The organism is Treponema sp. C6A8, assembly GCF_000619925.1.
In the GTDB taxonomy this organism is placed as follows: domain Bacteria; phylum Spirochaetota; class Spirochaetia; order Treponematales; family Treponemataceae; genus Treponema_D.
In genome coordinates this window covers 1-16,995 of the sequence record NZ_JHVB01000017.1, presented here as the reverse complement: position 1 = coordinate 16,995, position 16,995 = coordinate 1, and the positions used below count along the sequence as shown (strand labels likewise).

Sequence of the window (16,995 nt, the reverse complement as noted above, 5' to 3'; positions counted from 1 at the left end):
CAGATCTGAAAAGATTTTGATATGCCCGTCAACAGACAGAAAGTACTTTCAGGCGGTCCATTGACCTGTAGGTAAGGCTTTGCCGAATCCACGTATATCAGAATGGTCAAATGCCGGTTAGTTTCTGCCTGCTACTTCCATTTTTTTATTCTCTATTGACAAAGGCACAACATATCAAATTAGAGGCAGCATGAAAGATCGAAAATTAATTGACGGTACTGTGGCTCTTGTGATTTGCGCGATTTTGTGGAGTACCGGCGGCATTTTCATAAAAAATATCGAATGGAACGGACTTGCCATTGCCGGAATCAGAAGTTTGATTTCCGGAAGCTTTATGCTTCTGGTAACAAGACGGGGTTTTCAGTTTTCCGTACACAGTAAAAACGGCAAGATGGACAAAATCAGCACCGCCTTCTTCTGGATTGCGGCACTTTCATATGCACTCACGATGATTTTATTCGTTGCGGCAAACAAACTCACGACTTCCGCAAACGCAATTCTTTTGCAGTACACCTGCCCGCTTTACATAATTCTGCTGGCACCGCTTCTGACCGGAGAAAAGAACCTTGCTTCTGATTACATCACGGTTTTAGGCGTAATGCTTGGAATGGTACTATTTTTTGCAGACGGCCTTGAAAGCGGAAATCAGCTTGGAAACATTCTAGCGGCACTTTCCGGTCTTGCTTACGCGCTCGCAACAATTTTTATGAGACGCTGCAAGGGCAATTCCGGCGGGGCAATGGTGCTTTCACACCTGATAACAGCGCTTATCTGCCTTCCCTTTGTAATTCAAAGCGGCGCACCAAGTCCAAAATCAGCCTTTTTCCTTCTTCTGGTCGGAACTCTTTCAATCGGAATCCCTTCAATTCTTTACACTGTAGGAATAAAAAAAGTGCGGGCTCTTACAGCGTCCTTTATCACAATGCTGGAACCTCTTTTGAACCCGCTCTGGGTAATTATTTTTGCAGGAGAAATTCCCTCCACAAAAACAATCCTCGGTGGCCTCTTAATTCTGGGCTTTATAATGGTAAGGTCAGTGGTTCAGAATAAGAAAGGTTTGCCAGAGGGCCAGTAAATTACTGCTCAGGAATTAATCTGTTAATCGTGTTGTCTTTCTGACGCCAGTTTTTGTCTACTTTTACCTGCAAGTCAAGCTCAACCTTCTGGATGTAAATCTGGTTGAGCTTTTTGAGGGCGGCGGCGCGGATTTCTTTTATTTTAGAAGCGCCTTTTCCGATTACAATTCCTTTCTGGCTGTCGCGTTCAACGCAGAGGAAGGCACGAATCCATAATTTTTTACCATCGTTGCGACGCTCTACATCGGCAACAGTAACATAAACGGCGTGAGGGATTTCCTGCTCAAGGCGGTTGATTGCTTCACCGCGGATAACTTCCTGAACACGGAAGGTCAAATCCTGGTCGGTGTAAGTTTCTTCGTCGTAAATCGGGGCTGCAACAGGCGCAAGTTCGTAAAGACCTCGCAAAACTTCATTAATGCCCTGGTCCTTTTCCGCAGACATTTCAAAAATGCGGGCAGCGGGAACAGAAGGCAAAGCAGCGCTTACAAAAGCACGCACTTTTTCCGGCTTAGCGGCAGGTAAATCAATTTTATTTATGGCAACTACAACCTTATCCTGAAGTTTTTCCAGCAGGGCGGCGGTATGCTGCTCTTCTTCGCCAGGGTCGCGGGTGGCGTCAATAATATAGAGAACAGCTTCCATATCCTGCAGCTGGCTTTCTGTAATCGAGCGCAGACGCAGGTTGAGCTTTTTCTCTGAATCGTGATAACCCGGAGTATCAATAAAAATCAGCTGACCAAGCGAAGTGTTCACAATACCCTTGATTGCGTTTCTGGTCGTCTGAGGAATTGGCGAAACAATACTCACCGGCTCCTGGCAGGCCGTATTCAAAAAAGTCGATTTTCCAGCCGAAGGACGGCCAACAATTGTAACCACTGCGGTTCTAAGTTCCTGATTTTCTTCCATATCACTATTTTAGCAAGAGATTTGCAGGAATGACAAGTTATGCAAATCCTGATAATTTTTCTCAAGAAAATCCCCGTCCGGATTATTGAATATATCCCCTATCAGTAGTATATTATTTTTACACAAACGCTAGATATAGTGTTTATCAAGTAAAAAATTCATCGGGTGGAAAAATGAAAATCATCAAACGCAACGGCGAAGAAGCTATTTTTGATATCAGAAAGATTGAAACTGCAATTTCAAAAGCTAACGCCGCAGTACCGGAAAGCGAAAGACTTTCAGAAGAATATATAAAGGCAGTTGCCGCAAAAGTAAGCGACTCATGCAAGGCAAGTAAGGTTCAGCTCAACGTAGAAGCAATTCAGGACCTGGTTGAAACTGAACTTATGAGAATCGGCGCATTTAACATCGCAAAGATTTACATCACTTACCGCTACCGCCATGCCCTGCTTCGTAAGGCTAACTCTACCGACAAGCAGATTCTTTCTCTGCTGGAATGTGCAAATGAGGAAGTAAAACAGGAAAACTCTAACAAAAACTCAACCGTAGTTTCTGTTCAGCGCGACTACATGGCTGGTGAAGTTTCAAAAGACATTACAAAACGCTTCCTTCTGGACGAAGACATTGTTCAGGCTCACAACGAAGGTATCATTCACTTTCACGATGCTGACTATTTTGCCCAGCATATGCACAACTGCGACCTTGTAAACCTTGAAGACATGCTGCAGAACGGAACCGTAATCAGCGGAACAAAAATCGATACCCCGCACTCCTTCTCTACAGCCTGCAACATCGCAACTCAGATTATTGCTCAGGTTGCATCAAGCCAGTACGGCGGACAGTCAATTTCACTTGCCCACCTTGCTCCATTTGTAGAAGTAAGCCGCAAAAAGCTCATCCGCGAAATGAACGCAATGGTTGAAGAAACCGGCGTAAACTTCACAAAAGAACAGTTCGACAAAATCGTTGAGCGCCGCCTTGCAGATGAAATCACAAAGGGTGTTCAGACAATTCAGTATCAGGTTGTAACCTTGATGACAACAAACGGACAGTCACCTTTCGTAACAGTTTTCATGTACCTGAACGAAGCCAAAAATGAACAGGAAAAGGCTGATCTTGCCCTCATCATCGAAGAAGTTCTTAAACAGCGCACAAAGGGTGTCCGCAACGAAAAAGGCTACTGGGTAACTCCAGCCTTCCCAAAACTGATTTACGTTCTCGAGCCGGACAACATCACACCGGACGGAAAATATTTCTACCTCACAGAGCTTGCCGCAAAATGTACTGCAAAGCGCCTTGTACCGGACTATATCTCAGAAAAGAAGATGTTCGAGCTTAAGGAAGGAAACTGCTACCCTTGCATGGGCTGCCGCTCATTCCTCACAGTTTACCGCGACGAAACAGGCCGCCCAAAATTCTACGGACGCTTTAATCAGGGAGTTGTAACAATCAACCTGGTAGACGTTGCCTGCTCTTCCGGCAAAGACATGGAAAAGTTCTGGAAGATTTTTGATGAACGCCTTGAGCTCTGCCGCCGCGCCCTCATGATTCGCCACAAGAGACTTTTGGGAACTCCAAGTGACGTTGCCCCGATTCTCTGGCAGAATGGTGCCCTTGCCCGCCTTGAAAAGGGCGAAGTAATCGACAAGCTTTTGTTCAACGGCTACTCAACAATTTCTTTGGGCTATGCAGGACTTTGCGAATGTGTCCGCTACATGACAGGAAAACCGCACACAGATCCAAGCGTAACTCCATTTGCCCTGGAAATCATGAAGCACATGAACGAAGCTTGTGCAAAATGGCGCGAAGAAACAACAATCGCCTTCAGCCTCTACGGCACACCGCTTGAAAGTACAACTTACAAGTTTGCCAAGGCACTCAAACAGCGCTTCGGCGAAATCCCTGGTGTAACAGACAAGAACTACATCACAAACAGCTACCACGTTCACGTAACAGAAAATATCGACGCCTTCCAGAAGCTTACTTTTGAAAGCCAGTTCCAGGAACTCAGCCCGGGCGGTGCCGTAAGCTACGTTGAAGTTCCAAATATGGAAAACAACATCCCTGCCGTAATCGCAGTGCTCAAGCACATCTACGAAAACATCATGTACGCAGAGCTGAACACAAAATCCGACTGCTGCCAGAAGTGCGGCTACACCGGCGAAATCCAGGTTGTAGAAGACAACGACGGAAAGCTCATCTGGAAATGTCCTCAGTGCGGCAACACCGACCAGTCAACAATGAACGTAACCCGCCGAACCTGCGGTTACATCGGAACCCAGTACTGGAACCAGGGCCGAACCCAGGAAATTAAAGAGCGCGTTTTACACTTGTAGCAGACATTACAGGCAGGAGCGATGAATTACGGAGCCATTAAAAAGTTCGATGTCGCAGACGGTGAAGGCGTACGGGTTTCGCTTTTTGTAAGCGGATGCCGTAACGCCTGCAAGGGCTGCTTTCAGCCCGAAACCTGGAATTTTCATTTTGGAGAACCTTTTACCTCAGACACCGAAAATGAAATCCTTACAGCCCTCGCTCCCGAATACATTGCAGGCTTTTCACTTTTAGGCGGAGAACCTTTTGAAGAAGAAAATCAGGAAGTTCTGGCTCCCTTCCTGGAAAAAATCAAAGAAACCTACCCTCAAAAAAACATCTGGTGCTGGACAGGCTACATTTACGACAAAGATTTGCAGGCCGGCCAGAGAAAGCACACAGAATACACAGACAGAATGCTTGCCTGCATTGACGTACTGGTAGACGGCCCATTCATAGAAGAGCAGAGAAATCTTATGCTTGAGTTCCGCGGTTCAGAAAATCAGAGGATTTTAAGGCTGCACTAATCTCTTATAGCCTTCATTTCCTTTTTATTCTGGTACATTGCCTTGTCTGCGCGGCGGAAAACGTTTTCCACAGAAGTATCAATTTCAGAATCAAAAACAGCCACACCAATTGCCGCAGAAACACGCTCCCAGATTTTCAAATCTTTATTTCCGGAAGTTTCTGCTATCTGATTCTTGAATTCCGCAACAAGTTCATCCCGCTTTTTGTAATCATCATTTTTCAAAATTACGACAAACTCGTCACCACCAACGCGGAATACAGGCGAATGCTTAAATACATGACATACGATATAGCAGGTTCTCTTAATGGCAATATTTCCCTGCTCATGCCCGTAGGTATCATTAATTCTCTTAAGGAAATTCAAATCAACCATTGCAATTGCAAATTCCGCCTTTCCTTCGGCAATAGTCCAGTCAATCTGCTGGGTCTCGTTATCATAGGCAGTTTTATTTCTGATACCGGTAAGGGCATCCTTAATTGCAAGCTCATTCATAGCGTCTGCACGGCGCTGGGTATCCTGAAGTTCCTTTGCAGTCTCCAGAAGATTCTGCATGTAATTCTCAAGTTCCATAATCATCGAAGAAACCTGCATTGCCAGTACAGAGATTTCATCCTTGCCCGTAGCATTCCTTTCAATATCATTTACAACTTCAGCATTCTTTCCCTGAGTATAAAGTTTCACGCTGTCCTTAAGATGTGAAAGCTTGGAAATATAATGGTAATAAATAAAGTACAAAAGCAGGGCAACCATAATCACAAGAACCAGACCGACATAAAGCATCTGAGTGATTGATGTGTTCATGATTTCTTTATTTACCTTAAGAATATCAACTTCAACGCCAATAAGTCCCAGAGTCTTTCCTTTAATCACAAGAGGAAGATAGCAGGCGTAATCTTTTCCATATTCGTTATCAAAAATATCAAAACCGTAAGGAAGCCGACCCGTTGTCCAGGCCTCCCACTCGTGAGGATGCTCATCTATTTTGTGTTCAACAGTAATTCCAAGCTCAATATATTTCTTTCCGCCAACATGACGCTCATCCCGCATGGAATCAAGCACGTACATTACATCATAAAGGCGTTCAGGCTTTTCAGCACCAAGAACAATATATTCAGTATAGGCAAGATTAAATCGCTTTCGGGCCTGCTCAAACTGATAAAGATAATACTGGTGCTTATAAATGGTATATAAATCCTTCAGGTCTTCAGAAAGTTCATCAAAAGAAATATCAGTCCCCAGAACTTTTCCAGGATATTTTGCCGCAAAGAGTTTTTCATATTTATTTCGGGAGTCTTCTATATCATCTTTGTCAAAATCGTGAGGAACCAGAAGAGTCAGGCAGCATTCCTTAAAATGATTTTGATAATTTACAAAATCATCACCATCAACCGAAAGAACCATTTCAAGATAATCTGCTACTTCCCTGATGCTTGCTTCACGTTCTGATTTGTAAGATGCCATCTGACTGAAATACATACAAACGCCGCTCATAAAAAGAGTAATTACAGTAAAAACAAAAAAAATGATGGCGAACCTAAAAAGAAGACCTTCGCGAATTTTTCCCATTAAAACTCCTGTCCCCGCCCACGCTCTTAAAAGTATAAGGGCAAAAAGCTGAAAATACCAATTATTTTTTGCACCTGTGGTCTTTTTTGTTTTTTTCTATTATATTAATAGGACTAATTAGAAATTATCGAGGATATATATGGCTCTTGAATGTGGTATCGTAGGACTTCCAAACGTTGGAAAGTCTACTATTTTTTCGGCTCTGACAGCGGCTCCTGCAGCAGCAGAGAATTTTCCTTTCTGTACAATCGACCCTAACGTAGGTATTGTTGATTTGCCTGATGAACGCCTTGATTTTCTGGCAAGCATTCATAATCCAAAAAAGAAGACTCCTGCAAGCGTAAAATTCGTTGATATCGCAGGTTTGATTAAGGGTGCCAGCAACGGTGAAGGTCTTGGAAACAAGTTCCTTGCAAACATCCGCGAATGTTCGGTAATCGCTCACGTTGTACGCTGTTTTGATAACCCTGATATTATGCACGTTCGTGAAAACGCAAACGAAGCTGCCCCAATTGACCCTGAAACTGATATTCTTACAATCAACTACGAGCTTGCTCAGGCTGACTTGAATACAATCGAAGCCCGCCAGGACAAGGTTACACGCGCAGTTCGCTCACTTGGAAAAGAAGAAGAAAAGAAATACGCTCCATGGACAAGCGCCGTTGCAAAAATTAAGCCTCTCCTCCAGGAAGGTAAATGCGCCCGCATGGCAGATTTGACAGATGATGAAAAAGCTGCCGTTTACGACATGTTCCTTCTTACAATGAAGCCGACACTTTACGTTGCAAACGTTGATGAAGATTCAATCGAAGCACAGACAAACAAATACGTAGAAGTTGTAAAAAAATACGCCGCTGAAGAAAAATCAGAAGTTGTAGTAATCTGCGGAAAGTTCGAAGCTGACCTTGCTGAAATCACAGATCCTGCTGACCGCAAAGACTTTATGGATTCAGTTGGACTTAAAGAAAGCGGACTTGCAACTCTTGCCCGCAAGGCATATCACCTTATGGGTCTCCGCACCTTCTTTACAGGCGGACCAGATGAATGCCGTGCATGGACAATTCACGCAGGAGACAAAGCTCCACGCGCAGCCGGTGTTATCCACACAGACTTTGAAAAAGGCTTTATCCGTGCCGAAGCTTATACTATAGAAGATTTGCGTCAGTACAAGGACGAAGCTGCAATCAAGGCAGCCGGCAAGTACCGCCAGGAAGGAAAAGAATACGTCGTACAGGACGGAGACGTACTCTTCTTCAAGTTTAATGTGTAATTAAAACAGGGGCAGAAGAAGAGTATGAAATCTAGATTTCTATTTGGATTATTTTCAGCTGCAATTCTTTCACCATTAGCTTTTGCACAAGCGAAAAATATTGAATGCACAGAATCAGCAATTGATTTTGCAAAAAAGATGGAATGTGGCTGGAATCTTGCAAACTCTTTGGACGCCCGTGATAACTGGACAAAAACATTTCCTCTGAATCAGGGACTCAGCTCCGAAACTCTCTGGGGCGAAGTTCCAACAAGTGAAAAAATCATAAAAACAGGAATCGAACACGGATATAAAACAATCCGACTGCCCGTAACATGGTGCAATCATATTATAGATGAAAATTACACCATTGACGCAGAGTGGATGGCCCGCGTAAAACAGATTGTTGACTGGGCAATAAAGGACGGTTACTACGTCATCCTTAACGAGCACCATTCTGTTCAGGAAGGCATGAATATTCCTTTACAGCATTGCGAAGGCTATATTTTACGCACACAGGATGAAAAAGAATCAAAAGCCTTTTTACAGGCAATCTGGAAGCAGATCTGTTCAACCTTCAACAACGATTATGACCAGCATTTGATTTTTGAAACAATGAATGAACCAAGAAATGCCGGCCATGAGCATTGCTGGTACCCTCAGCCATCAATTTGCGAAGAATGTAAGGCTGATATAAAACTTGTTAATGAATATAACCAGCTGGTTTTAGACACAATCCGTTCAAGTGGCGGCAATAATGCAGAGCGCTTTGTAATGATTCCCGGAATCGGAACAAGCATAGAAACCGTTCTTGCCGATTATTTCAAACTTCCAAAAGATTCTGCCAAAGACAAATTAATTCTCACCGTTCATTTATATCCTTTAGACTGGGGCGGAACCGGAAGAGGCTCCCATCATTTTGATGCAGAAACTAAAAAACAGATAACAGACAAAATGAAGGCTCTGAATAAGAAATTTGTTTCTAAGGGAATTCCTGTTGTTATCGGTGAATATGGCGCTGCAAAAAAAGCCGGAACTTACTGGGAAGACGGCAAAGAAAAAGAAATCACAGATTTTGTTATAACCTATCAGGATAGATTAGACTGTTTCACTTACTTTGCAAGCCTGGCCGGAAAATATTCAATGCCCTTAATCCACTGGGATGTAGGCGGCGAAAAAGGAATGGCAACCATAAACCGCAGGGAATGTAATTTGTATGAGCCAGACTTTGTCTCTGCAATAACAAAGACCTGGAAAGAGTCGAATTCTAAAAAAACAAAATAAAAAAAGGACTCCCGTCACACACAGGAGCCCTTCTTATTTCAAGTAAAATTACAAACCAGTTCCTTCATCAATTCCCATGCTGATATTCATACACTGAACAGCAGCACCGGAAGCGCCTTTTCCAAGGTTATCAAAACGAGTTGTTAGCATAATGCGGTCATCATTACCGTAAACAAAAATCTGCATATCATTTGTGTTTGCAAGAGTATTAGCAGGAATAAACTGCTCAGGCAAAGTGCCTTCTCCCATAAAGCCCGCAACCTTTACAAAGCGCTGCCCTTCGTAGTGAGCCTTAAACATTTCCCAAACGTCATGGGCAGTCACCTTCTTTGCAAGAAGACGCGCGTGCAAACCAACAGTTACAGTCATTCCCTGGAAGTAGTCGCAAACATAAGGATTAAAAATCGGTTCAAAATCAAGACCAGAAATAATCTTCATTTCCGGAAGGTGTTTGTGAGCCTGAGTTAAAGCATACAAGCGGGGAGAATCCAGTCCAACATCACGGTCTTCTGCCTCATACTGGGCAATAGCCTTTTTACCAGCCCCGGAATAACCGCTGACTGCGTGAACATTTACAGGATAATCACGTCCCATAATGCCGGATTTTACAAGCGGATACAAAATTGCAATTGTACCGGAAGCATAGCAGCCCGGAGTTGCAATTCGTTTAGAAGTCTCTACTTTTTTGCGGAAGTCAGCCCCCAGCTCAGGAAAACCGTAAGCCCAGTCAGGATTTACACGGTGAGCAGTAGAAGCGTCAATAATTACAGTATTAGGATTTGTACAAAGCGCAGCAGATTCAATAGCCGCAGCGTCCGGCAAACACAAAAATGTGTAATCAGATGCATTAATCATCTTTGCCTTTTCTACAGGATCCTTACGTTTATCATCATCAATAGTAAGAATTTCCAAATCTTTGCGGTTAGCAAAACGCTCAAAAATCTTAAGGCCGGTAGTGCCCTCTTTTCCGTCAATAAATACTTTGTAACTCATGCGGCTATAATATCATATTTCAGGCGAGTTGCAACACCTAGTCGCCTTCCGCCGCTTGCTAACGCGCGGTGCGCCGCAGCAAAGCTGCTTTGCACTGCCTTCGGCACGGCTACACGCTCCCGCCCGTGCTATGCATCAATCTGAAAGAGGCTTCCTGCCTGAGGCTGAGCGCCGGCAAGAATATAAGGTGTCTGCTTTACTGCCTGCTGAATCTGCTGCTGATAATTCTTAATCAGAACATCTGCCTGATCGTTAGAAATATCAGTAATAGAATCCTTAGGCTGATTTTTAATAGCAGAAAGTCTATCTATAAGAGAATTCAAAATCTGGATTTTGCTGATTGAAATGCCGTTCTGCCCTGGCTTTGCTGCCACTCCAGAAACGTGATTGAAATGAGAATAAAGAAGTGCAGTTTTGCTTACAGGAACGTAAAGTTTACCTGCAGAAGCAGCCATAGAGCCAGAATAAGAATATGCGTTTAGGCTTCCAAGTGAACTTGTCATAATGCACCTCCGAAAACTTTTTATTCGTTTTTGTTCTATTTAGATAATCGGAGTGTGAAAAAATTTGTTTAGAAAATTTTTTACTTACTTTTTACAAAAGGATTTGTATTTTTCTTTGCAATCAGTGATAATATAACTTATTACGAAAACGTTTTAGTAATTTTATTTTTATGGGGATTTTATGACTTTTTCAGAGAAAATGCTTGAAGCCGCACAGGAAGGCGCTGTTTTACTTAAAAATGAAAATCAGACCTTGCCGCTTACTTCATCAGATACAGTAAGTGTGTTCGGACGTATGCAGTTTGATTTTTATCGTTCAGGAACAGGCTCTGGCGGTTCAGTACATGTACCTTACATCACAAATCTTACAGACTCACTTATAGATTTGGAAAATGCCGGATCTTCGGCAAAAATTAACCGCGAACTTGCCCAAACATACAGAAACTGGATTAAAGACAATCCTTTTGATAACGGAACAGGCTGGGCAACTGAACCTTTCACTCAGAAAGATATGGAGATTTCAGACTCTCTTGCCGCAGACTGCGCTAAAAAGTCTGGAAAAGCCTTGTATGTAATCGGCCGTCTTGCAGGCGAAGACCGCGATTTTGTAAACGAAAAAGGCAGCTGGCTTCTTTCTGATACAGAACGCAAGAACATCAGCGTACTTTGCAAGGCTTTTGAAAAGCTTGTAATTGTTTTCAACACCTGCGGAATTATGGACACCGCATGGATTAATGATGCTGAATTCAAAAATCACATTCAGTCAGTAATTTACGTATGGCACGGCGGTCAGGAAGGCGGACGAGCAGCCGCTAACGTTCTTACAGGAAAAGCCTGCCCAAGCGGAAAGCTCACAGATACAATCGCTCTGACTCTTGAAGATTATCCTTCAACAGGCAATTTTGCCAAAGAAAAGAATTATTATAAGGAAGATATTTACGTCGGCTACCGATATTTTTCAACTTTTGCAAAAGACAAAGTTTTGTTCCCGTTTGGATTCGGACTTTCTTATGCAAAATTTGAACTTGGAGAGCCAAGCTTAAGCCTGACTGGCGAAGTAACTTCTCCAAAAGGCGATGCAAAAATCACTGTGAAAGTAAGCGTTAAAAACGTAAGCAAGGATTTTGCCGGAAAGGAAATCGTTCAGCTTTATTACAAGGCTCCTTCTGCCCCATTGCAGACTCCTTCACGCCAGCTTGCAGCCTTCGCAAAAACAAAACTCCTTCAGCCAGGTCAGTCAGAAACTCTTGAAATCAGCTTCGACCTTGCCAGAATGATAAGCTATGACGACAGTGGAGTAACAGAAAATCCTTATTCATGGATTTTGCAGGCCGGAGAATACAAAGTTTATGCCGGAACTGATGTTGCAACAGCAAAAGAAGTTACCCTGAACGGAAAATCAGCCGTTACACTTCCATCACTTGTCGTAATCGAAAAATGCGAGCAGGCCGGTGCCCCGACAGAAAACTTCAAGCGACTTTCTCAGGTATCAGGCGGAAGCGAAGGAAAAGCTTCAGCAACAGAAGAAGACGTTCCTTTAAGTAAGGTTGATTTAGCCGCAAGAATTAAGGCTCACCTTCCAAAAGAACTTTCGTATACAGGAAACAAAGGCATTACCTTTGAAGATGTAAAAAAAGACCGCAGCCGCCTGAATGACTTTATTGCCCAGCTTAATCCTGACGAACTTGCAACAATGATTCGCGGTGAAGGTATGCTCAGCCGCAAGGTAACTCCTGGTATTGCAGCAGCCTTCGGCGGACTCAGTAACATTCTTCACGATACATACAAAATTCCTTGCGCCGGCTGTTCTGATGGTCCTAGCGGAATCCGCCTTGATACAGGAACGGAAGCTAACCTTATGCCAATTGGAACCCAGCTTGCCTGCTCATGGAACCTTCCTCTTATTCAGGAACTTTACGTTTACGAAGGAAAGGAACTTGCCGCAAATAAAATCGACGCCCTTCTTGGACCTGGAATGAACATCCACAGAAATCCTTTGAACGGACGTAACTTTGAATATTTCTCGGAAGATCCTCTTCTTACAGGTCTTGTTGCCTGCGCAGAAATTGAAGGTATTCACGAAGGCGGTTCAAATGCCACTGTAAAACACTATGCACTGAACTCTCAGGAAACAGCCCGCCGCAAGGCAGATGCAATCGTTTCTGAACGCGCCCTCCGCGAAATCTACCTCAAAGGTTTTGAAATTGCAGTAAAGGGCAGAACCCTTAATTCAATTATGACTTCATACAACCCTATCCAGGGCCATTGGGCAGCTTCTAACTATGAAGTTGTAAACTCAATTTTGCGTCAGGAATGGGGCTATACAGGTCTTGTCATGACAGACTGGTGGTGTTCTATGAACGACTGCGTTGATAAGAGCTTCCTTTCTGTAAAAAATACATCCTCTATGGTTCGCGCCGGAACAGACGTTTACATGGTTGTTGATAACGACGGAGCAGGAAGAAACAGCTACGGAGACAACATCAATGAAAGTCTTGAAAAGGGCAAGTTTACTCTTGGAGAACTTCAGCTGGCTGTAATCCATATCCTGAACTTTATTCTTGACGCCCCTGTTTCTAAGCGCCCTCTTGGAGATTTGATTAACGTTGTAAGCGTTGAACCTTCTTCAGAAGCTTTAAGCGGCCTTGAAACAATTAAAGGTGAAACAGAATTTGTTCCTGCAGAAAATAAAGAATACTGCCTTGAACTCGAAGAAGACGGAATCTATTCAGTCTGCGGTACAATCTGCAAGGTTGAAAATACAGTTTCCCAGTCATCTACAATCATCTTTATAAATGATAAGCCACAGGCTTCTTTTGAATGCCGCACAACAAATGCCCGCGACGTATTTGTAAACGGCACTCAGCTTAAGATGAAAAAAGGAAAGTATAAAATCCGAATGGAGCACACAAAGGCCGGAATTGAATTGAAGAAACTTAAGTTTACAACCTTCAATTTCAACCCTGTTTCTGCCGGATATTTGGAATAGTAAATAGTAAAGCCTGATGAGGTGTGGATTTCAAAACCACACCTTATTTTATTAATTTACATTATTTTATAAATATAGTATAAATATACAAAAGAATGCAAAATTATTGCATAAATATTCAATAGGGACGCATAAAAATACAATTATGAGCGAAATTAAGTTTATTGAAGGCGGCGTTACAGCAGCCAAAGGCTTTACAGCAAACGGAATCTTGTGCCACATCAAGGCATCAAGAAAAACTAACGACACTGCGCTGGTTGTGTCAGAAGTACCATGCTCTGCAGCAGGTGTTTTCACCCAGAACCGCGTAAAGGCAGAAAGTGTAAAACTCAGCAAAAAAAATATAGCTAACGGCCGCATTCAGGCAATCATCGCTAACAGCGGCAACGCAAACTGCTGTACCGGCGAACAGGGGGCTCAGAATGCACTCCGAATGGCTAAAGCCGTAGAAAAGGTAACTGGAGTTGCGGCAGACGACGTTATCGTTTGTTCAACCGGCGTTATCGGCGCTCAGCTTCCTGTAGAAAAAATTGAAGAAAATATCGATGCGCTTGCAAAGGGACTTTCTAAAGAAGGCCACAAGGAAGCCCGCATTGCAATCATGACAACTGATACAAAATACAAAGAGTGCGCTGTAGAGTTCCCTGTTGGCGGAAAAGTATGCCACATGGGAACAATGTGTAAGGGAAGCGGTATGATTCACATCAACCTGGGAACCATGCTTTCTTTCATCACAACAGACTGCGCTATCAGCCCTGCAATGATTGAAAAAGCCCTGCGCGAATCAATCAAGGGAACTTACAACTGCGTAAGCGTAGACGGCGATACTTCTACAAACGATACTCTTGTTCTCCTTGCAAACGGAATGGCAGGAAACGCAGAAATCACAGCTGAAGGCGCAGATTACGAGGCCTTCCTTGCAGCATTGAATAAACTCAACCGCGTAATGGCAATGAAGATTGCTGCCGATGGTGAAGGCGCTACCCGCCTTGTTCAGTGCACTGTAAACGGTGCCAGCTCTGTTGAAGCAGCACGCGGCCTTGCAAAAGAAGTAATTTCTTCAAGCCTTGTAAAAGCTGCAATGTTCGGTGCTGATGCAAACTTCGGCCGCTTCCTCTGCGCAATGGGTTATTCAGGAATTGAATTTGACCCGATGAAAACAAACATCTGGTTTACAAGCAAGAGCGGAGCAAAACGCTATTTTGAAGACAACGACAACTTTGAAGTTCACGGCGAAAACAGCGTAAAAGTTTACGAAAACGGTGTGCCTTTGAGCTTCGATGAAGATTTGGCAAAACAGATTATGAGTGAAGAAGCCGTAGAAATCTTAGTTCAGTGCGGCGACGGCAATGCCAGCGGAACAGCATGGGGTTGCGACCTTACTTATGATTATGTAAAAATAAATGGAGATTATCGCACATAGCGATAAAAAAAAGGAGAAAAAACTATGGAATTTAACAGAAAAGCACTAAAAGCAACTGCATTGTCACAACTAAAAGGCCGCTGGGGAACAGCAGTTCTTTCAGGACTAATTTTTCTAGCAATTTATCTTTTTGCTTTTGCGCCAATGTTAGTTATTTGCATGCGTATGGGTCTTGCAAATATTGAAAATGTCTATCTTGGAGATTCCTTCGGATGGATGATTCACTTCTTTTCGATTTACTTCCTGACACTTTTAATTGTTTCAATCCTGATTCCAATTCTGGCAATGGCATATATTTATGTAATCAGCCTGTATGCAAAAACTTCAGAAACAATACCTCTTTCTAAGTTCATTACTGGTTTTTCACTTTGGAAAAAAGGTCTTGGCGGATTCTGGCATAGAGGACTTTTCATCTTCTTGTGGACACTTCTTTATGAAGTTCTTGCACTGGTAGCATTTATTATCCTGTCTAAAGCGGGAGTTATCGGTGAAATTCTTAGAGCAATTGTAGGAATCATCATTTTAATTTTAGTTGTCCGCAAAACTCTTTCTTATTCTTTGAACATCTATCTTCTTGCAAATAATCCTGAATTGAAAGTTACAAAAGCTCTTGAAGACAGTATGGATTATACAGAAGACAATCTTGGAAGCCTTTTTGTACTGCAGTTGAGCTTTATAGGCTGGTATCTTCTCAGCATCCTTACAGTAGGAATTGGTATTTTGTGGCTTGCACCTTACTACACTCTTACATATTTCAATACAGCCATGGCATTAAAAGACAAAACTGAAAAAATTCGAGCTTACAATAATAATACACCGGCAGTAGAAGCTGCTCAGGAAACAAGTAAGCCTGAGGATTCAAATAATGAGTAATGAATTAGACTATCTTAAAAAAGATTTTACACTGCTAAGCAGTGAACAGTGGTCAGAAGTTCTTGTACAGGCACTTCCTTACTTTAAGGAATGGTGCGGAAAAATCGTCGTTGTAAAATACGGCGGAAACGCAATGCTCAATGAAGAATTGAAGCAGGCCGTAATGGAAGACATAGTTCTTCTGAACACAATCGGAATTAAGGTTGTACTTGTACACGGCGGCGGCCCTGAAATCAACCACATGCTTGACCGCGTAGGAAAAGAAAGCAAGTTCGTTGACGGACTCCGCTACACAGATGCAGAAACTATGGAAATTGTTCAGATGGTTCTCACAGGAAAGCTGAACAAGGACATTGTAGGCATTCTTCTGCAGAAAGGCGGAAAAGCAGTAGGTCTCAGCGGTGTTGATGCAGGACTTTTGCGCGCAAAGAAAACAGACAAAGACCTTGGTTTCGTAGGTGAAGTTACAGAAGTTCAGCCGGACATTCTTCTTTCCATGCTTGACCGCGGCTTTATTCCCGTTGTAAGTACAGTTGCCCTTGGCGAACAGGGTGATGATGCCCGATACAACATCAATGCCGACACCGCAGCTGCAAAAATTGCCGTTGCCCTTCATGCAGAAAAGTTTGTTCAGCTCACAAACGTTCCGGGCATTCTCCGCGACGTAAATGACCCGAACACACTTATTAAGCGCATTGAAAAAACAGCCATCGGTTCACTCAAAGCCACAGGCATTATTTCAGGCGGTATGATTCCAAAAATCGACTGCTGTCTTACTGCCCTGGAAGGCGGAGTTCCACGCACCCACATCGTAGACGGCCGCGTTCCTCACTCACTCTTAATTGAGATGTTCAGTGACCGCGGTATTGGTACTATGGTATATTAAGTTGTACTAATAAAGCGATAACTACAAAAAAAGAGGCTGCAAGTGAAGTGCACCCCAATTATTGGACACTTTAACTAGGCTGATTTTAAGGACTGATTCCTGAATTGTAAAGGGGTCAGTCCTTTTAATTTAACCTTAATTCTCTTTTCGTTGTACCAAGACAAATATTCAACCAATTCTTTTTTGAAATCTTCAACAGACTCAAACTCCTGTAAATATAAAAGTTCAGATTTTAATAAACCAAAGAAATTTTCCATTACCGAATTATCAAGACAGTTCCCTTTTCGGGACATACTCTGTCTAATTCCTTTTTCTTTCAAACGCCTCTGATAATCATACATCTGATACTGCCAGCCCTGATCTGAATGAAGAATTAGATTTGTCCCGTCAGGAATTTTCTTA

Annotated in this window: 14 protein-coding genes; 9 read left to right on the top strand and 5 right to left on the bottom strand. The window is 42.9% G+C overall.

Translation table 11 applies throughout. From position 1 onward, the window contains the following. Positions 1-190: 190 nt before the first annotated feature. Entirely contained in the window at positions 191-1,075 is an 885-nt protein-coding gene (locus tag T530_RS0111880) for a DMT family transporter (protein WP_038074658.1), read from the top strand. Between the two features lies 1 nt (position 1,076). Here the strand turns inward: T530_RS0111880 and era are convergent, their stop codons facing one another. Continuing rightward, complete coding sequence (gene era, locus T530_RS0111875) at positions 1,077-1,985, bottom strand: GTPase Era (protein WP_027729201.1); 909 nt, start codon at positions 1,983-1,985, stop codon at positions 1,077-1,079. A gap of 173 nt (positions 1,986-2,158) precedes the next feature. Here era and nrdD point away from each other — a divergent pair, with 173 nt between their 5' ends. Both nrdD and nrdG read left to right on the top strand, forming a co-directional pair. Continuing rightward, entirely contained in the window at positions 2,159-4,321 is a 2,163-nt protein-coding gene (nrdD, locus tag T530_RS0111870) for an anaerobic ribonucleoside-triphosphate reductase (protein ID WP_027729200.1), read from the top strand. 21 nt (positions 4,322-4,342) lie between these two features. Further along, a complete protein-coding gene (gene nrdG / locus T530_RS0111865) occupies positions 4,343-4,825 on the top strand; it encodes an anaerobic ribonucleoside-triphosphate reductase activating protein (RefSeq protein ID WP_027729199.1) in 483 nt (160 codons plus the stop codon). Here nrdG and T530_RS0111860 read toward each other — a convergent pair. Beyond that, positions 4,822-6,393 (bottom strand): GGDEF domain-containing protein, encoded by a 1,572-nt coding sequence (locus tag T530_RS0111860; protein WP_027729198.1) that lies wholly within the window; start codon positions 6,391-6,393, stop codon positions 4,822-4,824. The two genes, nrdG and T530_RS0111860, sit on opposite strands and share 4 nt — an antisense overlap. 139 nt (positions 6,394-6,532) lie before the next feature. On the opposite strand from T530_RS0111860, the gene ychF reads away from it, so the two are divergent. Continuing rightward, positions 6,533-7,663, top strand: coding sequence for a redox-regulated ATPase YchF (gene ychF / locus T530_RS0111855; protein WP_027729197.1), 1,131 nt, complete (start codon positions 6,533-6,535; stop codon positions 7,661-7,663). Positions 7,664-7,687: 24 nt separating this feature from the next. After that, positions 7,688-8,926 carry a glycoside hydrolase family 5 protein gene (locus T530_RS0111850; protein WP_027729196.1) on the top strand — a complete coding sequence of 413 codons (1,239 nt, stop codon included), beginning with the start codon at positions 7,688-7,690 and terminating at the stop codon, positions 8,924-8,926. A gap of 48 nt (positions 8,927-8,974) precedes the next feature. Here the strand turns inward: T530_RS0111850 and argC are convergent, their stop codons facing one another. Further along, the gene (argC, locus tag T530_RS0111845; protein ID WP_027729195.1) at positions 8,975-9,919 is read right to left on the bottom strand and encodes an N-acetyl-gamma-glutamyl-phosphate reductase; all 945 of its coding nucleotides are present in this window, start codon (positions 9,917-9,919) and stop codon (positions 8,975-8,977) included. A 128-nt stretch (positions 9,920-10,047) separates the two neighbouring features. Further along, positions 10,048-10,422 (bottom strand): hypothetical protein, encoded by a 375-nt coding sequence (locus tag T530_RS14340; protein ID WP_038074653.1) that lies wholly within the window; start codon positions 10,420-10,422, stop codon positions 10,048-10,050. Between the two features lie 181 nt (positions 10,423-10,603). On the opposite strand from T530_RS14340, the gene T530_RS0111835 reads away from it, so the two are divergent. From T530_RS0111835 to argB, 4 genes are all read left to right on the top strand, one after another. Then, positions 10,604-13,411, top strand: a complete 2,808-nt coding sequence (locus T530_RS0111835; protein ID WP_027729194.1) for a glycoside hydrolase family 3 C-terminal domain-containing protein — start codon at positions 10,604-10,606, stop codon at positions 13,409-13,411. A 145-nt stretch (positions 13,412-13,556) separates the two neighbouring features. Further along, entirely contained in the window at positions 13,557-14,834 is a 1,278-nt protein-coding gene (gene argJ / locus T530_RS0111830) for a bifunctional glutamate N-acetyltransferase/amino-acid acetyltransferase ArgJ (protein ID WP_038074651.1), read from the top strand. A 24-nt stretch (positions 14,835-14,858) separates the two neighbouring features. Next, a complete protein-coding gene (locus T530_RS0111825) occupies positions 14,859-15,707 on the top strand; it encodes a DUF975 family protein (RefSeq protein ID WP_027729192.1) in 849 nt (282 codons plus the stop codon). After that, positions 15,700-16,593, top strand: a complete 894-nt coding sequence (gene argB, locus T530_RS0111820) for an acetylglutamate kinase (RefSeq protein ID WP_027729191.1) — start codon at positions 15,700-15,702, stop codon at positions 16,591-16,593. Before T530_RS0111825 ends, argB begins: the two co-directional genes overlap by 8 nt. 74 nt (positions 16,594-16,667) lie before the next feature. Here argB and T530_RS0111815 read toward each other — a convergent pair. Next, positions 16,668-16,995 (bottom strand): IS3 family transposase (locus T530_RS0111815; protein WP_027729190.1); only part of this gene is annotated, 328 nt, incomplete at its 5' end.

Bases quoted from the DNA above. Each gene is read 5' to 3' on its own strand.
- T530_RS14340 (WP_038074653.1), bottom strand. From the start codon at position 10,422: ATGACAAGTTCACTTGGAAGCCTAAACGCATATTCTTATTCTGGCTCT.
- T530_RS0111825 (WP_027729192.1), top strand. From the start codon at position 14,859: ATGGAATTTAACAGAAAAGCACTAAAAGCAACTGCATTGTCACAACTA.
- nrdG (WP_027729199.1), top strand. From the start codon at position 4,343: ATGAATTACGGAGCCATTAAAAAGTTCGATGTCGCAGACGGTGAAGGC.
- ychF (WP_027729197.1), top strand. From the start codon at position 6,533: ATGGCTCTTGAATGTGGTATCGTAGGACTTCCAAACGTTGGAAAGTCT.
- T530_RS0111860 (WP_027729198.1), bottom strand. From the start codon at position 6,393: ATGGGAAAAATTCGCGAAGGTCTTCTTTTTAGGTTCGCCATCATTTTT.
- argB (WP_027729191.1), top strand. From the start codon at position 15,700: ATGAGTAATGAATTAGACTATCTTAAAAAAGATTTTACACTGCTAAGC.
- argJ (WP_038074651.1), top strand. From the start codon at position 13,557: ATGAGCGAAATTAAGTTTATTGAAGGCGGCGTTACAGCAGCCAAAGGC.
- T530_RS0111880 (WP_038074658.1), top strand. From the start codon at position 191: ATGAAAGATCGAAAATTAATTGACGGTACTGTGGCTCTTGTGATTTGC.
- nrdD (WP_027729200.1), top strand. From the start codon at position 2,159: ATGAAAATCATCAAACGCAACGGCGAAGAAGCTATTTTTGATATCAGA.
- era (WP_027729201.1), bottom strand. From the start codon at position 1,985: ATGGAAGAAAATCAGGAACTTAGAACCGCAGTGGTTACAATTGTTGGC.
- T530_RS0111835 (WP_027729194.1), top strand. From the start codon at position 10,604: ATGACTTTTTCAGAGAAAATGCTTGAAGCCGCACAGGAAGGCGCTGTT.
- T530_RS0111850 (WP_027729196.1), top strand. From the start codon at position 7,688: ATGAAATCTAGATTTCTATTTGGATTATTTTCAGCTGCAATTCTTTCA.
- argC (WP_027729195.1), bottom strand. From the start codon at position 9,919: ATGAGTTACAAAGTATTTATTGACGGAAAAGAGGGCACTACCGGCCTT.